The following is a 16143-nucleotide window of genomic DNA, read 5'->3' on the forward strand; positions in this document are numbered from 1 at the left end:
ATTGCTTCGGAGACATCTCGTGGCGCTCGTTGTTCAGAAGTACGGTGGTTCGTCCGTCGCCGACGCGTCCTGCATCAAGCGGGTCGCCCAGCGGATCGTCGCGACGAAAAAAGCCGGCAACGATGTCGTCGTGGTCGTCTCCGCGATGGGTGACACCACCGACGAGCTGCTGGACCTCGCCCAGCAGGTCTCCCCGCTGCCCCCGGGCCGCGAGCTCGACATGCTGCTGACCGCCGGCGAGCGCATCTCGATGGCGCTGCTGGCGATGGCGATCGCGAACCTGGGGCACGAGGCCCGCTCGTTCACCGGTTCCCAGGCCGGGGTCATCACCGACTCCACCCACGGCAAGGCGCGGATCATCGACGTCACGCCCGGGCGGATCCGCGAGGCCCTCGACCTCGGCCAGATCGCGATCGTGGCCGGGTTCCAGGGCGTCTCGCAGAACTCCAAGGACATCACCACGCTGGGCCGGGGCGGCTCGGACACCACCGCGGTCGCGCTGGCCGCCGCCCTGGAAGCCGACGTGTGTGAGATCTACACCGATGTGGACGGCATCTTCACCGCGGACCCGCGCATCGTGCCGGCCGCCCGCAAGATCCCCAAGATCTCCTACGAGGAGATGATGGAGATGGCGGCCTGCGGCGCGAAGATCCTGCACCTGCGCTGCGTCGAGTACGCCCGCAGGTTCAACCTGCCGATCCACGTCAGAAGCTCGTTCAGCACCAAGGAAGGCACGTGGGTCGTCTCCGACCCCGACAGTGAGGGAACAGAGATGGAGCAGCCGATCATCTCCGGTGTCGCGCACGACCGGAGCGAGGCCAAGATCACCGTTGTCGGGGTGCCCGACAAGGTCGGCGAGGCTGCGACGATCTTCAAAACGCTGGCGGACGCCGAGATCAACATCGACATGATCGTGCAGAACGTGTCGGCGGCGGCGACCGGACGGACGGACATCTCCTTCACCCTTCCGGCGAGCGACGGCCCCACGGCGCTGTCCGCGCTGAAGAAGGTCCAGGACCGCATCGGCTACGAGTCGCTGCAGTTCGACGACCAGATCGGGAAGGTGTCCCTGATCGGTGCGGGCATGCGCTCGCACCCGGGCGTCACCGCGACGTTCTTCGCCGCCCTCGCCGACGCGGGGGTGAACATCGAGATGATCTCCACCTCGGAGATCCGCATCTCGGTGATCGTCGGGCAGGACGAGGTGGACGCGGCCGTCAGCGCCGCGCACCGCGCGTTCGACCTCGACGCGGACCAGGTTGAGGCCGTTGTTTACGGAGGTACCGGGCGATGAGCCCTCGCAAGCCCACCCTTGCCCTTATCGGCGCGACCGGTGCCGTCGGCACCGTCATGCGCGACATCATCTCCAGCCGTGAGGACGTCTACGGCGAGATCAAGCTCGTCGCCTCCGCCCGCTCCGCGGGCAAGGTCCTCCAGGTCCGCGGCGAGGACGTGGTCGTCCAGGAGCTGACCCCCGAGGTCTTCGACGGTGTCGACATCGCGATCTTCGACGTGCCCGACGAGGTCTCCGCGACGTGGGTGCCGATCGCCGCCGGGCGCGGCGCGGTCGTCATCGACAAGTCCGGCACCTTCCGGATGGACCCGGACGTGCCGCTGGTCGTGCCGGAGGTCAACCCGGAGGCCGCGCGCAACCGGCCGCGGAACATCATCTCCACCCCGAACTGCACCACGCTGTCGATGATGGCCGCGATGGGCGCGCTGCACGAGCAGTACGGCCTGCGCGAGCTGGTGGTCGCCTCCTACCAGGCGGCCTCCGGCGCGGGTGTGGCCGGTTCGGCCCGTCTCTACGACGAGGTCGAGGCGCTCGCGGGCGACCGTACGGTCGGGCAGACCGCCGGCGACGTGCGCAAGGCCGTCCAGAACGAGCTGGGCGACGACGAGTCCCCGTTCCCGGCCCCGCTGGCCTTCAACGTCGTGCCGTGGGCGGGCTCGCTCAAGGACGGCGGCTGGGCCTCCGAGGAGATCAAGCTCCGCAACGAGTCCCGGAAGATCCTCGGGATCGACGATCTGAAGGTCTCGGCGACCTGCGTCCGCGTCCCGGTGATCACCACCCACTCGCTGGCCGTGCACGCGAGGTTCGAGCGCGAGATCACCGTCGCCGACGCCCACCGGATCCTGGAGGCCGCCCCGACCGTGGTCGTCATGGACGACCCGGCCAACGGCGTCTTCCCGACCCCGGCGGACGTCGTGGGCACCGACCCCACCTACGTGGGCCGGATCCGCCAGGCGCTCGACTTCCCGAACACGCTCGACCTGTTCGTCTGCGGCGACAACCTGCGCAAGGGCGCGGCCCTGAACGCGGCGGAGATCGCCGAGCTGGTCGCGGCGGAGTTCGCCGGTTAGACGGCCGTCCGGACGGTCCGGGGCAGTCCCGGACCGCCGTGCGGACGGCGCAGACCGTCCGCACGGCGGTCCGGCGCGACTCAGCGGAACAGGATGTCCCAGTGGGATGACGTACGGGCGTACAGGGCCCGGGGGGCGCGGTAGAGCCGGGCTCCGTCGTCGCGCCGGCCGATGAAGGCGTACCTGCCGGTGATGTAGCGGTCGATGCACGGATCGAGTGCGACGTCGACCTTGTAGCCGTTGCGGTGGCTGTAGCGGCCCCGCTCGTGGCCGTTCTCCGTACCGCCGGTGAGGACGACGGGGCAGCCGCTGCACCGCTTGAGCTTGATCACTCTCCTGAGGGTGAACACCCGCATCTCCTCGAACGAGGTGCACCTCCGGTTGTCCCGGTCGGCGCATTCGCCGGAGGAGATCCAGCGGAGTCCGGCCTGCTCCAGGCGTTCGGCCGCCTGGAGGTGGCTGAGCCGTACGGGATGCTCGGCCGCCGCGGCGCTCTCCGGGACGAGCGCGGCCGCGGACAGCGGCAGGAGCAGGATCCCGGCGGTGAGAGCTCTGCCGGCTCCGGTGGTTCTTCGCAGTGTGCGGAGGCGTATCCCCATCGTCCGTCCTCTGTCGCGGATCGCCCTTCCGCCGAGAGAAGCAATGCCACCGGTGAAACCCGGCGACTCCTGCGCGCGCCTGATTTTTACCCTGTGATGCCGATCACCGTGCGCCGCGATGACCTAACCGGGCCGTGAGACGTACAGTGACGAGCGTGGCCACGTCTACTCAGAAGAGGGTCCGGGGATCAGACCGGACTCGTGAGATCATCGTGGAGACGGCCCTGAGGCTGTTCCGCGAACGGGGCTACGAGGCCACCACGATGCGCGCCATCGCCGCCGAGGCGGGGGTCTCCGTGGGCAACGCCTACTACTACTTCTCCTCCAAGGAAGCGCTGATCCAGGCCTACTACGACCGGGCCCAGGCCGAGCACGAAGCGGCGTGCGAGGAGCTGCTGGCCAGCGAGCGCTCCTTCGCCGGGCGGCTGGGCGGGGTGCTGCGCGAGTGGGTGCGGGTCTCCGACCCGTACCACGAGTTCGCGGTGAAGTTCTTCAAGCACGCGGCCGAGCCGAGCAATCCGCTCAGCCCGTTCAGCGTCGAGTCGTCGCCCGCGCGGGAGTCGTCGATCGCGATCTACCGGCGGGTGGTGGAGGGCTCGGGGAGCCGGATGGACCCGGAGCTCCGCAAGGAGCTGCCCGAGCTGCTCTGGCTGCTCTCGATGGGCGTGGTGCTGTTCTGGGTGCACGACACCTCGGAGGGGTGCCGGAAGACCTACCGGCTCATCGAGCTCACCGTGCCGCTGGTGGACCGGCTGGTCGACCTCTCCCACCTGCCGGGCCTGCGGGGCATCGCCAGGGACTTCATCGCCGGGGTCCACGAGCTGCGCTCCTAGGGGGCGGCGGAGACGGCTCGGGGCCTTCGGCATCCGCGACGCGGTTTCGGACGTTCAGGGGAGAGCCGCCTCCATTACATACCGTCCGGTTGGTATGGTCTGGTTGTTGACGTCCCCCGGTGTAAGTGCGGCAAGCTACATCAGAACGTCGTTCTAGAGAATTCTCGACAGTGTCCGATGAGGAACATGGGAGGCAGCACGATGACGACGGGCGCACGCTGGGGGATGACGGTCCCCTTCTACGACCGGTCGCTGGCCGCGTCCAAGGATCTGGTCGCCGAGCTGCCGGGCCTCGGATACACCGACATCTGGTCGGCCGAGGTCAACGGGGTCGACGGTTTCACGCCGCTCGCGCTGGCCTCCGAGTGGGCCCCCGGCCTCCGCCTGGGCAGCGCGATCGTCCCGGTCTCCACCCGCGGTCCCGGTCTGCTGGCCATGTCGGCCGCCACGCTCGCGGACCTCGCCCCCGACAGGTTCGTGCTGGGCATCGGCTCCTCCTCCCCGGCCATCGTCGAGCGCTGGAACGCCGGGGAGTTCGTCAAGCCGTTCTCCAGGACCCGTGACACGCTGCGCTTCCTGAAGAAGGCGCTGGCCGGTGAGAAGGTCACCGAGAAGTACGAGACGTTCGAGGTCAAGGGATTCAAGCTGGAGCGCGCCCCCAAGGTCGCACCGAAGATCGTCCTGGCCGCGCTCCGGCCCCGGATGCTCCACCTGGCCGCAGGGGAGGCCGACGGCGCGATCACCAACTGGCTCTCCCCGCAGGACGTACGGAAGGTCCGCGCCGAGGTCGGCCCGGACACCGAGCTGATCGCCCGCCTCTTCGTGTGCGTCAGCGAGGACACGGAGAAGGTCAGGGAACTCGCCCGGTGGATGCTCGCCAGCTACCTGACGGTCCCCGTCTACGCGGCCTTCCACGACTGGCTGGGGCGCGAGGAGATCCTCCGCCCGCTGCACGAGGCGTGGGCCGCCGGAGACCGCCAGGCGGCGCTCAAGGCCATCCCCGACGAGGTCGTGGACGATCTCGTCGTGCACGGCGACGCGGCCACCTGCCGCGCCCGGATCCGGGAGTACGTCGACAACGGCCTCACCACCCCGGTGCTCGCGCCCATCCCGGGCGGGGAGGTCCCCATCGCGCAGGCCGTACGGGATCTGGCCCCCAGCGCGGGCTGAGAGCCGCCCGCGGGGCGAGAGGCCGTCGGCCGGCGGGGAAGGGTGCGCCACGGCGCCGAGTGGGCATGGCGAGTGCCGAGTGGGAATGGCGAGTGCCGAGTGGGCGCCGAGTGGATCACCGGCGGGGAACTCGCGAAGAGGATCACGCGTTATATCGCGATGAGGCCGGGTAGGGGCGCTTCTCGGATCTTTGAAGCGCCCCGGAAGGGACACGGCCGGACGGGCGTGTTCTGCGAGGAGGTTCCCATGGCGAAGGCGGCGCGCGCGGCGCAGGCGTGGAAGACGTACAGGGATGTGACCCGGCCGGGGACGCCGGGACTCGGAGCCCGGCTCCGGGCGATCCCCCGGCTCGTCAGCTCGGTGCTCAACGGGGCCTACCCCGGAATGGGCAGGGGCAGGCTGGCCATGCTGGGCCTCGGCGTGCTCTACATGATCTCGCCGGTGGACGTCATCCCGGAGTTCCTGATGCTCATCGGCGTGGTCGACGACTTCGGCGTCTTCCTGTGGCTGATGGGCTCCCTGCTCGGCGAGAGCGGACGCTACGTCGAGTGGGAGCGCAACCACATCAGAGCTGTTCCATCCTGAGCCAGGCGCGGGACGGGAGCGGGTGGCCGAACAGGCGGGCGGCGTTGCCGTAGGCCACCCGGGCGATGTCGGCGGGCGGCAGCGCGCCCAGCGTGCGGGCGACCGACTGCTGGGTGTCGGGCCAGGTGGAGTCGGAGTGCGGGTAACCGCTCTCCAGCAGCACGTGCTCCAGCCCCACGGCCAGGCGCACGCCCGACAGGGCGTGGTCGTTGAGCGTGCCGAAGAAGAAGTTGCGGCGCAGCACCTCGCTGGGCTTCAGGCCGCCCTCCCAGGAGGCCTCCCCGGCGACCGGGTGGTCCAGCGCGTAGTCGGCCCGCTCGGCCAGCATCGGCAGCCAGCCCACGCCGCCCTCCACGATCAGGATCCGCAGCGCGGGGAAGCGCAGCGGCACGCCCGACCAGAGCCAGTCGGCGCAGGCGAACATGGCGCTGGCCGGCACGAGCGTGGTGATCGCCTCGATGGGCGTGTCGTTGGACGGCACGGGGGTCCAGGAGCCGGCCCCGGTGTGCAGGCAGACGACGGTGCCGGTCTCCTCGCAGGCCCGGAGGAACGGGTCCCAGTGGTCGCTGTGGATCGAGGGCAGGCGCAGGCGGGAGGGGAACTCGGGGAAGACCACGGCCTTGAAGCCGCGGGAGGCGTTGTCCCGGACCTCCTTGGCGGCGATCTCCGGGTCGGCCAGCCAGGGGAGCTGGAGCGCGATGATCCGCTCCGGGTAGGTGCCCGCCCAGACCTCGACGTGCCAGTCGTTCCAGGCGCGCAGGAGCGCCAGGCCCAGCTCCTGGTCGCGGGTCCTGGCGAAGGCCAGGCCGGACTGCCCGGCCAGCATTCCGGGGAAGCAGAGCGCCGCCCAGACGCCGCCGCGGTCCATGTCCTCGATCCGGGCCTCGATGTCGTGACAGCCGGGCCGCATGTGCTCGAAACGGACCGGGTCGAGCGTCCACTGCTCGCGGGGCAGCCCGGCGCCGACGTCGATCCCGGCGCAGGGGTAGGTGGCCCCGCCGTACCGCCAGACCTGGTGACCCGAGTCGGTCTCCACCACCTTGGGAGCGAGGTCGGCGTATTTCTCGGGGAGGCGGCCCTCGAACATGTCGGGGGGCTCGATCAGGTGGTCATCGGCAGAGATGATCACATAGTCCCGCCGCCTGGGCTCGGGGTCGGGCAGCAGCGGCGTCGTCACGCGATTAACGGTACGGCGCTGGCATCACGGTGGACAAGCCGCGAGGTCTCGTGTTGATCCCGGATCCGCCCCGGAACCGCCGGAGGGGGATGGTCGGCGGTTCCGAGGCTTCGGACCCGCCGGGAGGGTGCTGCTCATGGCGGGCCCTGGCCGCCGCTCCTACCCATTAATCCCTCGAATATCAGGAATTCATAGGGAATCTAGGTTTAGCGCGGCCGGCCGGTCCTCCGCCCCGCACCCTGTCGCGTTCGGCATGGGCTCGCCGCCTGCCGGCCGCGCGGAGGTAGGAAGGAAGGGCGGGGGAGCGTCGGATGCCTCAATCCTGGAGGACAGATGGACGAGCAGCGGGTGCGCCCCGCCTGGCGCGTCGCGGGGGTCGCGGTACGGGTCACGCTGCTCGTGGTGTTGCTCGGGGCGCCCTCGTCGTCGCGCTGAGCTTCGCGCCTTCCAATCGCACGCTGGAGGAGTTCCGGGCGGCGGTGGACGCCGGCCGGGTCACCCAGGTCACCTACTGGCGTGAAGGGCCCGAGGAGGGGACATCTCCCGCCTGTTCTGGTCGGAGGGGCCGCTGGTCTGGCACGCCACCATGGAGCCGAGCGGGAGCCCGGACAGTTACTCGGTCGGGCAGCTGCGGCGCGACATCGGCGAGAAGCCCGTCCGGGTGAACCAGGTGGAGCCGTCGGCCGGAGACTCCAACTGGATCTTCCCTGACTGGCCGTTCCACGTCCCCCTGGTCGCTGGCACCTGGGTGGTCGGCGTCGCCTGGGTGATCGCATTCCTGGTCATGCTCGGCTCGACACCCCGGCTGGGCAACCGGTGGGCCTGGTTCTGGCTGTTCACCGTCGGCCAGGTCGGCGCGATCCTCTTCCTCCTGCTCGAACCCCGGCCGATCTGGTACGGGGCCGAACGCCATCCCACGCCGCGCGGGCGGGTGGGCGGCGGGTCGGGCTGCCTGCTCTCGATCGGGCTGGGCTTCCTGTCCGCCGTCGCCGCCATGGGAGTGGGCCATCTCGCCGGGCTTCTCCTCGGATAGACCGGACCCGTCCCGGACAGAGGAGGACGGGGATCAGGCGGTCGTCGCCTCGGTCTCCGCCTCCGGCCGCCCATCCCGCCCATCCCGCTCGTCCTGCTCGGGCTGCTCGTCCCGCTTGGCGGCCTCGGCCTGCAGGTCGGCGGCCTCGCGGCGGATCAGGAGGAGCCAGCCGCCGATCGCGATCCCGATGAACAGCCACCACTGCACGCCGTACGCCAGGTTCAGCCCGCCGCCCTCGCCGACCTCCGGCGCGGGGACGGGGTCGGGCGCCGCGGCGGCCTCCGGTGACTGCTCGATCAGATCGACGTATCCGCCCAGGAGGCGGTAGGGCAGGCCCTTGCCGATCGCCTCGGTGTTGATCAGGAGCACCTGTCCCCGGGGGAGCCCCCCGCGGTCGCGGAGGCCGGAGGACTCCTCGGTCTCGGAAGGACGTATCCGCCCGGTGACAGCTACCTGACCTGTCGGCGGCGCGGGGACCTCGGGGAGGGCGTCGGCGGTGGCGCCCGCCTTGACCCAGCCCCGGTTCACCAGGACGGCCTCGCCGTTCCCGACGTTCAGGGGGGTCAGGACGTAGAAGCCGACGGCGCTGTTCTGGACGCGGCGCCGTACGAGCAGCTCGTGGGCCGCGTCGAAGGCGCCGGTGGCCGTCACGGTGCGGTACTTGTCCCGCTCGCTCACGGCGCCGCCCGCCCTCGTGAGCGAGGTGACGGAGACCGGGGGCGCCTCGAGGTTGGCGGAGATCCGGTCGCTGCTGGCCGAGCGTTCCTCGAAACGGCCGAACTGCCACTGTCCGAGGAAGACGAAGGCGGGGATGACCAGCAGCACCACGACGTGGAGTGCGATCCATCGAGGGGTCAGCAGGAACCGGTACACGCTCCCAAGGGTAGGCACCGGACCGACCGCCCCGTTCCCCGGCCGCCCCGTCCGGCCGGCCGGGCGTGTCCTCCGCGGGGGGACACCCGGCGGCTCCGGGGATGACGACCGGGGCTCCGGCTCGGGATCAGCTCGCCGCGTCGCCCGCGTGCGCCGGCGATCCGGCCGCCGTGACCGAGGCGCCCGGGCCGTGGACGGGGGTGACCTCGCGAGGACCGGCGATCTCGTGACCGTCGGCGCACCGGAAATGTTGCTCGACCAGGGCGCCGCAGCCGCGGTGGGTGAGCAGGACCGGCGGTCCGTCCGGTTCGGACAGGTACCGGTCGCCCCAGTGCATCAGCGCGACCATGATCGGATAGAGGTCGAGACCCATCTGCGTCAGCCGGTACTCGTCCCGCTGGCGCTGGCCGGGCTCACGGTAGGGGACCTTGCGCAGCAGCCCCTCGTCGACCAGCCGGGCCAGCCGGGCGCTCAGCACCTGCCGGGGCGCTCCCGTGGCGGCCTGCATGTCGGCGAAGCGGCGCACTCCGCTGAACGCCTCCCGAAGTACCAGAAATGTCCATTTTTCGCCCACGATGCCCAGCGTGCGCTCGATTGAGCAGTTGTCCACCCGGAAGGGCACGTTGCCGAGGGTCGCCTCACTCATGTCCGCATCGTAAGTGGCCATGGCGTCACCTCCAACGCAGCTAAGTCTAGTTGACAGACCCAGATGCTCTGAGAGACTCTGAGTCCATGATTCGAACTCAGCTGGTACGGCCCCGCCGCGACCCGGTGCGGCCGCCGTCGGGGAATGCCGGAGGGGTCGCCCCCGGAGAGGCCGGGCGACCCCTGGCGTGGGACGGCGGGCGGCTCCTGCCGGCCGACGGAGTCGAGATCCGGCCCGCGCGGATGGACGACGACGAGCGGGTCCGCGGCTTCCTCAAAGGACTGTCGCCGCACACTCAGACGCTGCGCTTCTTCACCGGGCTCGGCAATCCGGGCGCGAGCATGGTGCGCGCGCTGCTGGCGACGGACGAGCGGCGTGACGTGCTGCTGGCGGTGTGCGAGGACGCCGTGGTCGGGCACGCGATGAGCTTCCGCGGCGGCGGGAACGACGTCGAGATCGCCGTGGTGGTGACCGACGACTGGCAGGGGCGCGGGCTGGGGTCCCGGCTGGTCCGCAGGCTGCTGCGCCGGGCGGCCGCGGGCGGGGCTCGGACCGTGGGGATGGACGTGCTGGGCGGCAACCGCAAGGTGCTGTCGATGATCCGCAAAGAGTGGCCGGAGGCTGTGATGCGGGTCTCTTCCGGGACCGTGGAGGTGTCCACTAAGATCGATCCCGGCTGAGGCGTGCCGCGGTATTTGCGGAACAAGGTTCTGTTGCTCCACCATTGACCTCGTGAAGAGTGCCAAGAACGGTCGCGATGGCCGGAGCCGGATCGTCGACGGAGCCCTGCGCCGATTCAGTCAGGACGGTGTCTCGGCGACCACGCTGGCCAGCCTCCGCAAGGAGAGCGGCGTCAGCGTTGGCAGCTTCTACCACCATTTCGCCAGCAAGGAGCACGTCTTCGGGGTGCTCTACGCCGACACCCTGAACATGTACCAGGAAGCCTTCATCACCGAGCTGCGCCGGCACGAGGGCGCGCGCGAGGGCATCGAGGCCATCGTCGCCCTGCACATGTCCTGGTGCGGCGAGCACCGTGAGCGGGCCCACCTGCTGATCAGCGAGCGCCCGCCCAAGCGGGACGAGCCGGGGGGCGTCGAGGTCGCCGAGTCGCGGCGGGCGTTCTTCCGGCAGGTCTCCGACTGGTGGCGGCCGCACATGAAGGCCGGACTGCTCCAGCCGGTGCATCCGACGATGTGCTACGTCCTGTGGCTCGGCCCGGCCATGGAGATGTGCCGCCTGTGGTTCGTCGGGGCGCACCAGCCCACGCCCGAGGAGATCTCCGGCCTCTGCGAGGCCGCCTGGCAGGGCCTGCGCCGGCATCCCGGCTGACCGGCCCGGCCCGGGACCTCTTCGCGCGCGCCCGGGTCGTTCCCGCACGTTCGAGCCCTTCGCCCATGCCGGGTCCTTCACGCGCATGCCGGGTCCTTCACGCGCATCCAGACCTTCGCATGCGCCAGAGCCCTTCTCGCGTCCGGGCTCTTCCCGTGCTCAGTGCGCTCCCGTCAGTTGGCGCGGCCGGGTGGGAACGCGCCAGACCTTCTCCTCCAGCGAGATGTCCAGGCGCAGCTCCTGGCGCTGTCGCCGCAGGCCGGGCACGGGCAGCCGGTCGCTCACGTCGAACTTGCCGCGGCGCTGGTAGCCGAACCCGAGTTCGCCGGGGAAGACGCGCAGCTCGTCCTGGTTCCCGCAGCGCGGGCAGGTCCAGAAGACCAGGTCCTTGCCCCGGCGGTAGTCATGGCATGCCTGGAAGTACTCGTCCGGCCGGAAGCGGGACTCGCAGGCGAGGCAGGGGATCAACATGGCGGATCCTCGTGTGGTGCGATGAGGCGGCCCATTCAGGATTACCGCTTGATACTTGTACGGCGCTTGCGGATTTCTTACGTCGATCTGTAACAGTCTCATCACTTTGGGTATCGATGATGCGAGGATGAACCGGTGAAAGACCCTCTGGACAGGCTCCGCGACCTGCTCGTCGAGACCGGCTACACCATCGACGGCGTGCGGGAACGGCTCGGCGACGTCGCGGCCGCGGCCCTCTCCCGGGAGGAGCTCGTGCCCGCGCTGCGTGCCACCCGCGACGGCGACCCGCTCGGCACGCTGATCCGGCTGTGGTGGCTCGGAGTCCCCGTCGAGGCACCCGAGGGCCTTCCGGTGGCTGAGCTCGCGACCATGGGCCTGCTGGCGGCCGACGGCCCCCGGATCGCCGCCGCGGTGCATCTGCAGCCGTGGGAGACCGGTGGATACGTCGTCTCCGACCGGAAGGTCCGGCCGGGGGACCCGGCGCTGCGCGCCGACCACGTGGTGGGGGCGGGCGGCGCCTCGGCGAACCTCGCCCAGCTGGCCACTCGCAGACCGGTGGGGCGCGCCCTCGACCTGGGCACCGGGTGCGGGGTGCAGGTGCTGCACCTGGCGGGGCGGGCGGAGGAGATCGTCGCCACCGACGTGAACCCCCGCGCGCTGGAGCTGGCCCGGATGAGCTGGGCGCTGTCCGGGATCGACGGCGTGGACGCCCGCGAGGGCTCGCTCTTCGAACCGGTCGAGGGCGAGCGGTACGACCTGATCGTCTCCAACCCGCCCTTCGTGATCTCTCCGGAGGGCCGGTTCGCCTACCGTGAGTCCGGGTTCGAGGCGGACGGTTTCTGCCGTGATCTCGTACGGCGGGCGCCGCGCTTCCTCGCCCCCGGCGGCACCTGCCACCTCCTGGCCAACTGGTTGCACGTGGCGGGGGAGGACTGGCGGGACCGGGTGGGCGGCTGGCTGGCCGAGAGCGGCTGCGACGGCTGGGTGGTCCAGCGGGACGTCCAGGACCCGGCCGAGTACGTCGAGCTGTGGCTGCGTGACGCCGCCGAGCAGGGCACCGCCCGTTACGAGCAGCTCTACGACGACTGGCTGGGCTGGTTCGAGGCGGCCGGGGTGACCGGGATCGGGTTCGGCTGGATCACCCTGCACGACTCCGGGAGCCTGGACCCGGTCGTCCGGGTGGAGGAGTACGGCCGGCGGGTGGAGCTCCCGGTGGGCGGCTACGTGGACGAGGTGCTCGGCTCGATCGCCGACGCGCATCGGCTGAGCGACGCCGGGCTCCTCGCGGCGCGGCTGGCGGTCGCCGACGGGGTGGTGGAGGAGCGGATCGGCTCGCCGGGGGCGGAGGATCCCTCCACGATCGTGCTCAGGCAGACGCGGGGACTGTGCCGCAGCGCTCAGGTGGGGACGGTGGAGGCGGCCCTGGCGGGCGTCTGCGACGGCGATTATCCACTGGCCCCGCTGCTCGCCGCGATCGCCGACCTGACCGGTGAGGACGCCGATGACCTGCTGACGAAGGCGCCGGAGACGCTCCGTCCACTGATCGCCGAGGGGTTTTTCCACATATCCACAGGGTGATCCTCCACAGGTTGTGGATATCCCGCGATCGGTTGTTGATCCGACGTTGAACGGGATGGGAGAAGCTCGGGGCACGGCACCGGCCCGGGGGGTGAAGGGCAGGTGTCCGGAGATCCGGCCGGTCGTCGATGTGAGGCGGCTAGCCGCCGCAAGGCGCACCGGTATAGACCCGGGCCCCCTACGCGCCGAGCGGTGGCTGCGGCGGCCGGCCGGGCCTCGAACCCCGTACCCGCCGTGCGCGGCGTCGCCAGGAGCCGTGCGCGGTGTCGCCATGAGCCCATGAGCAAAGGACTGCGTTGATCAACCACGTGTGGATGACCCGCCTCGACGACGCGCTATACGACGGGCTCGGACCCGTCGCCGAGCCGGTCCCGGTCGAGGACGGCCCGCAGGTCCCCGGCCTCGGGGGCGCCGAGGCGGGCGAAGAGGTCGTGGGCGCGCCGGAGGCAGTCGCGGCTCCGCGCGAGGCTGCCCTGCCCGGAGAGCGCCCGGCCTAGCACCCACAGGGCCTGCGCCTCGCCGTACGGGTGCCCGATCTCGCGGCTCACGTTCAGGGCCTGCTCGGCGTGGCGGACGGCGTCGCCGAAGCGGTCCGCCGTGATGAACGTCTCCGCCAGCCGCGAGCAGACCCGCTGCTCCCACACCCGCTGGTTGCCCGCCCGGAAGAAGGCCAGGCACTCGGCGTGGTGGTGGACCGCCTCGTTCAGGCGCCCGACCCGCGACAGCACGATGCCCAGGTGGTAGCGGGCGCGGGCGGTGCCCGCGGCCGAACCGATCTCGCTGAAGATCGCCAGGCCCTGCTCCGCGGCGGCGATCGCCTCCTCCGGCTGGCCCAGGAACAGGTGCTCGCGGGCGGAGTAGCTGAGCGTCAGCGCCTCGCCGCCCTGGCCGCCGATCTCCCGGAACGCCTTGCGGGCCGAGTCGAACCAGGCGAGCGCCTCCACGTGGCGGCGCTGCCGCCCGACCACGACGGCCAGCGCGTTCAGCGTCTCGCCGGTGACGATCCGGTCGCCTCCGGCCGACAGCTCCAGCGCGGCCCGGAACGCGTCCTCCGCCTCGGCCAGCCGGTTCGCGCCGAACAGCAGCCGGCCCAGCAGGTAGCGGCAACGCAGCTCGGCGGAGATCGATCCGACCCGCCGGGCGGCGGCCAGCGTCTCCTGGATGCGCTGGTCGAACTCGCGGACGTGGCTGCCGGACTCCAGCAGCGGCTCCATGGCCAGCAGCAGGTCGGCCGCGGGCAGCAACGACGCGGCGTCGGCGGCGCCGGCGGTCTGGGAGATGGAGGCGAACAGCGCGTCGGCCTCGACCGCGAGCCAGGTCATGGCCTCGTCGGCGGAGGAGAACACGTGCCCGGAGCCGGTCACGGCGAACTGCTCGGCGACCACGCTGCCCTCGTAGGCGAGCCGGTGCGCCGACTGGGCCGAGGCCAGGTAGAAGTCGAGCAGCCGGCGCAGCGCCGGAGGGCCCGCCTCGGGCTCGGGGCCGCGCTCGGCGGCCCGGCGGGCGAAGAGCCGGAGCAGGTCGTGGAAGCGGTAGCGGGCCGCGGCGGGGGCCTCCAGCAGGCTGGCGTCCACCAGTGACTCCAGGAGGTCCTCGGTCCGGGTCGGGTCCAGGTCCAGTACGGCCGCCGCGGCCGAGACCGAGATGTCCGGCCCGCCGGGCAGGGACAGCAGCCGGAACGCCCGGGCCTGGGCCTTCTCCAGCTGGCCGTACCCCAGGGCGAAGGTCGCCTCCACCGCGAGGTTGCCCACCCGCATCTCGTCCAGCCGGCGGCGCTCGTCGGCCAGCCGGGCGACCAGCGAGGCGACCGTCCAGGTGGGCCGGGCCGCCAGGCGGGCCGCCACGATCCGCACGGCCAGCGGCAGGAATCCGCAGGCGGCGACCACGTCCATGGCGGCGGCCCGCTCGGCCGCCACCCGCTCGGCGCCGGCGACCGAGCCGAACAGGGACAGCGCCTCCTCCGGCTCCATCACGTCCAGGTCGAACAGCCGGGCCGAGGCCAGGTCGGCCAGCTTGTGACGGCTGGTCACGATCGCCGCGCATCCGGTCGAGCCGGGCAGCAGGGGCGTGACCTGCACGGCGTCGCGGGCGTTGTCGAGCAGCACGAGCATGCGCCGCTCGGCCAGGAGCGAGCGGAACAACGCCGAGCGCTCGGCCAGGCCGTCCGGGATGACGTCGGGGGGCAGGCCCAGCCCGCGCAGGAACGCCGCCAGCGCCGACTCGGGGGCGGTCGGCTCCTCGCCGTAGCCGCGCAGGTCGGCGTAGAGCTGCCCGTCGGGGAAGAGGTCCTGCATGGCGTGGGCGACGTGCACCGCCAGGGCCGTCTTGCCGACGCCCCCGATGCCGGAGATGGCGGCCACCGGCACGCCCTCGGCGCCGCCCTGGGGGGCGCCCTGGACCGACAGCAGGGTGCGCAGCCGGGTGATGATCTGGGAGCGGCCGGTGAAGTCGCTGACCGCGGCCGGGAGCTGCGCCGGGCGGGGCAGCTCGGGCACCTCGGGCGGAGCGGTGATCGCCTCCGCGGCGATCCCGGAGGTTCTCGCGGACTCCTTCCGGGCCTGTCCCGCGGAGGGTTCGGCGGGGGACGGGAGCCGTACCGGCTCGGCGAGGGCGAGGCCGGGGTCGGCGGCGAGGATGCGCCGGTGCAGGGCGGCCAGTTCGGGGCCGGGGTCGATGCCCAGCTCGTCGGCGAGCACCCGGCGGGTCTCGCTGAAGACCGCCAGCGCGTCCGCCTGCCGGCCGCACCGGTAGTAGGCCAGCATGAGCTGGGCGCGCAGCCGCTCGCGGAGCGGGTGCTCGGCGGTCAGCGCGATGAGGTCGGAGACGACGTCGGCGTGCCGGCCCAGCTCGAGGTCCAGGTCCATGAGGTTTTCCAGCACGCTCGTCCGGCGCTCGGCCAGGCGGTCGCGCTGGTGCTCCACATAGGGTCCCACGGCCCCGGCCAGGGGCTCGCCGGTGCACAGCGCCAGTCCCGCGCGCAGGCTCTCGGCGGCCGAGGCGAGGTCGCCGGCGCGCCGGGCCGCCTCGGCCTCCTGGACGTGCCGGGTGAAGAGGGTCAGGTCGAGGGTCGCGTCGGTCAGGACCAGCGCGTAGCCCTTGCCCACGGAGGTGAGCATCTCCGGCCGGGTCCGGGGGGAGCGGCCGGGTTCGAGGACGGTGCGCAGCCGGGAGACGTAGGTGCGCAGCGCGCCCAGCGCCCGGGGAGGCGCCTCCTCCCCCCATACGGCGTCGATCATCTCGGTCGGGGTCACCGCCCGGCCCTCGCGCAGGAGCAACATCGCCAGAATGGAACGTTGCAGCGGGGTGCCCAGATCCAGCTCGGCACCGTCACGCCAGGCCTGGACAGGGCCGAGTACGGCGAAGCGCAATCCGGCTTCGCTGCCCTGAACAGCCATTTCGAAATCTCCGCACTCGGGGAATATTTATGACGGAATGATAGATCCTTCATTGCCCGCCCCATAGGAGCCCGGGGATGTGTGAGCGTC

15 protein-coding genes are annotated in these 16143 nt (G+C 71.5%); 9 read left to right on the forward strand and 6 right to left on the reverse strand.

All coding sequences use genetic code 11. From position 1 onward, the window contains the following. Positions 1-19: 19 nt before the first annotated feature. Together Plo01_RS09040 and Plo01_RS09045 are read left to right on the forward strand one after the other, a co-directional pair. Positions 20-1294: an aspartate kinase gene (locus Plo01_RS09040; RefSeq protein WP_203890056.1), complete on the forward strand. Its 1275-nt coding sequence runs from the start codon at positions 20-22 to the stop codon at positions 1292-1294. Then, a complete protein-coding gene (locus Plo01_RS09045; RefSeq protein ID WP_203890057.1) occupies positions 1291-2364 on the forward strand; it encodes an aspartate-semialdehyde dehydrogenase in 1074 nt (357 codons plus the stop codon). Before Plo01_RS09040 ends, Plo01_RS09045 begins: the two co-directional genes overlap by 4 nt. An 80-nt stretch (positions 2365-2444) precedes the next feature. On the opposite strand, the gene Plo01_RS09050 is transcribed toward Plo01_RS09045, so the two are convergent. Then, entirely contained in the window at positions 2445-2963 is a 519-nt protein-coding gene (locus Plo01_RS09050) for a hypothetical protein (RefSeq protein ID WP_203890058.1), read from the reverse strand. A gap of 212 nt (positions 2964-3175) precedes the next feature. Between Plo01_RS09050 and Plo01_RS09055 the strand changes: the two genes are divergently transcribed. The 3 genes from Plo01_RS09055 (at position 3176) to Plo01_RS09065 (ending at position 5551) form a co-directional block, all read left to right on the forward strand. Further along, positions 3176-3796, forward strand: a complete 621-nt coding sequence (locus Plo01_RS09055; RefSeq protein ID WP_239316041.1) for a TetR/AcrR family transcriptional regulator — start codon at positions 3176-3178, stop codon at positions 3794-3796. A gap of 201 nt (positions 3797-3997) precedes the next feature. Continuing rightward, positions 3998-4966 carry an LLM class F420-dependent oxidoreductase gene (locus tag Plo01_RS09060; protein WP_203890060.1) on the forward strand — a complete coding sequence of 323 codons (969 nt, stop codon included), beginning with the start codon at positions 3998-4000 and terminating at the stop codon, positions 4964-4966. A 246-nt stretch (positions 4967-5212) separates the two neighbouring features. Continuing rightward, a complete protein-coding gene (locus Plo01_RS09065) occupies positions 5213-5551 on the forward strand; it encodes a YkvA family protein (protein ID WP_203890061.1) in 339 nt (112 codons plus the stop codon). Here Plo01_RS09065 and Plo01_RS09070 read toward each other — a convergent pair. Further along, positions 5532-6728: an amidohydrolase family protein gene (locus tag Plo01_RS09070; protein WP_239316042.1), complete on the reverse strand. Its 1197-nt coding sequence runs from the start codon at positions 6726-6728 to the stop codon at positions 5532-5534. The two genes, Plo01_RS09065 and Plo01_RS09070, sit on opposite strands and share 20 nt — an antisense overlap. A 586-nt stretch (positions 6729-7314) precedes the next feature. On the opposite strand from Plo01_RS09070, the gene Plo01_RS09075 reads away from it, so the two are divergent. Next, positions 7315-7761 carry a hypothetical protein gene (locus Plo01_RS09075; protein WP_203890062.1) on the forward strand — a complete coding sequence of 149 codons (447 nt, stop codon included), beginning with the start codon at positions 7315-7317 and terminating at the stop codon, positions 7759-7761. Between the two features lie 33 nt (positions 7762-7794). On the opposite strand, the gene Plo01_RS09080 is transcribed toward Plo01_RS09075, so the two are convergent. Both Plo01_RS09080 and Plo01_RS09085 read right to left on the reverse strand, forming a co-directional pair. After that, positions 7795-8634 carry an SURF1 family cytochrome oxidase biogenesis protein gene (locus Plo01_RS09080; RefSeq protein ID WP_203890063.1) on the reverse strand — a complete coding sequence of 280 codons (840 nt, stop codon included), beginning with the start codon at positions 8632-8634 and terminating at the stop codon, positions 7795-7797. A 127-nt stretch (positions 8635-8761) separates the two neighbouring features. Continuing rightward, a complete protein-coding gene (locus Plo01_RS09085; RefSeq protein ID WP_239316043.1) occupies positions 8762-9280 on the reverse strand; it encodes a winged helix-turn-helix transcriptional regulator in 519 nt (172 codons plus the stop codon). Positions 9281-9366: 86 nt separating this feature from the next. Between Plo01_RS09085 and Plo01_RS09090 the strand changes: the two genes are divergently transcribed. Together Plo01_RS09090 and Plo01_RS09095 are read left to right on the forward strand one after the other, a co-directional pair. Further along, positions 9367-9960, forward strand: a complete 594-nt coding sequence (locus tag Plo01_RS09090) for a GNAT family N-acetyltransferase (RefSeq protein WP_203890065.1) — start codon at positions 9367-9369, stop codon at positions 9958-9960. Positions 9961-10012: 52 nt separating this feature from the next. Further along, the gene (locus Plo01_RS09095; protein WP_203890066.1) at positions 10013-10609 is read left to right on the forward strand and encodes a TetR/AcrR family transcriptional regulator; all 597 of its coding nucleotides are present in this window, start codon (positions 10013-10015) and stop codon (positions 10607-10609) included. A 159-nt stretch (positions 10610-10768) separates the two neighbouring features. Here the strand turns inward: Plo01_RS09095 and Plo01_RS09100 are convergent, their stop codons facing one another. Then, positions 10769-11080, reverse strand: coding sequence for a hypothetical protein (locus Plo01_RS09100; protein ID WP_203890067.1), 312 nt, complete (start codon positions 11078-11080; stop codon positions 10769-10771). A gap of 135 nt (positions 11081-11215) precedes the next feature. Here Plo01_RS09100 and Plo01_RS09105 point away from each other — a divergent pair, with 135 nt between their 5' ends. Further along, complete coding sequence (locus Plo01_RS09105; protein WP_203890068.1) at positions 11216-12658, forward strand: DUF7059 domain-containing protein; 1443 nt, start codon at positions 11216-11218, stop codon at positions 12656-12658. A 335-nt stretch (positions 12659-12993) separates the two neighbouring features. On the opposite strand, the gene Plo01_RS09110 is transcribed toward Plo01_RS09105, so the two are convergent. Next, the gene (locus Plo01_RS09110; protein ID WP_203890069.1) at positions 12994-16053 is read right to left on the reverse strand and encodes an AfsR/SARP family transcriptional regulator; all 3060 of its coding nucleotides are present in this window, start codon (positions 16051-16053) and stop codon (positions 12994-12996) included. Positions 16054-16143: the final 90 nt, after the last annotated feature.

Source organism: Planobispora longispora, from assembly GCF_016863135.1.
Classification (GTDB): domain Bacteria; phylum Actinomycetota; class Actinomycetes; order Streptosporangiales; family Streptosporangiaceae; genus Planobispora; species Planobispora longispora.

What these genes read in the sequence shown, in the direction of transcription:
- Plo01_RS09045 (WP_203890057.1), top strand. Translation starts at nt 1,291, where the DNA reads ATGAGCCCTCGCAAGCCCACCCTTGCCCTTATCGGCGCGACCGGTGCC.
- Plo01_RS09050 (WP_203890058.1), bottom strand. Translation starts at nt 2,963, where the DNA reads ATGGGGATACGCCTCCGCACACTGCGAAGAACCACCGGAGCCGGCAGA.
- Plo01_RS09060 (WP_203890060.1), top strand. Translation starts at nt 3,998, where the DNA reads ATGACGACGGGCGCACGCTGGGGGATGACGGTCCCCTTCTACGACCGG.
- Plo01_RS09065 (WP_203890061.1), top strand. Translation starts at nt 5,213, where the DNA reads ATGGCGAAGGCGGCGCGCGCGGCGCAGGCGTGGAAGACGTACAGGGAT.
- Plo01_RS09075 (WP_203890062.1), top strand. Translation starts at nt 7,315, where the DNA reads ATGGAGCCGAGCGGGAGCCCGGACAGTTACTCGGTCGGGCAGCTGCGG.
- Plo01_RS09085 (WP_239316043.1), bottom strand. Translation starts at nt 9,280, where the DNA reads ATGAGTGAGGCGACCCTCGGCAACGTGCCCTTCCGGGTGGACAACTGC.
- Plo01_RS09090 (WP_203890065.1), top strand. Translation starts at nt 9,367, where the DNA reads ATGATTCGAACTCAGCTGGTACGGCCCCGCCGCGACCCGGTGCGGCCG.
- Plo01_RS09100 (WP_203890067.1), bottom strand. Translation starts at nt 11,080, where the DNA reads ATGTTGATCCCCTGCCTCGCCTGCGAGTCCCGCTTCCGGCCGGACGAG.
- Plo01_RS09110 (WP_203890069.1), bottom strand. Translation starts at nt 16,053, where the DNA reads ATGGCTGTTCAGGGCAGCGAAGCCGGATTGCGCTTCGCCGTACTCGGC.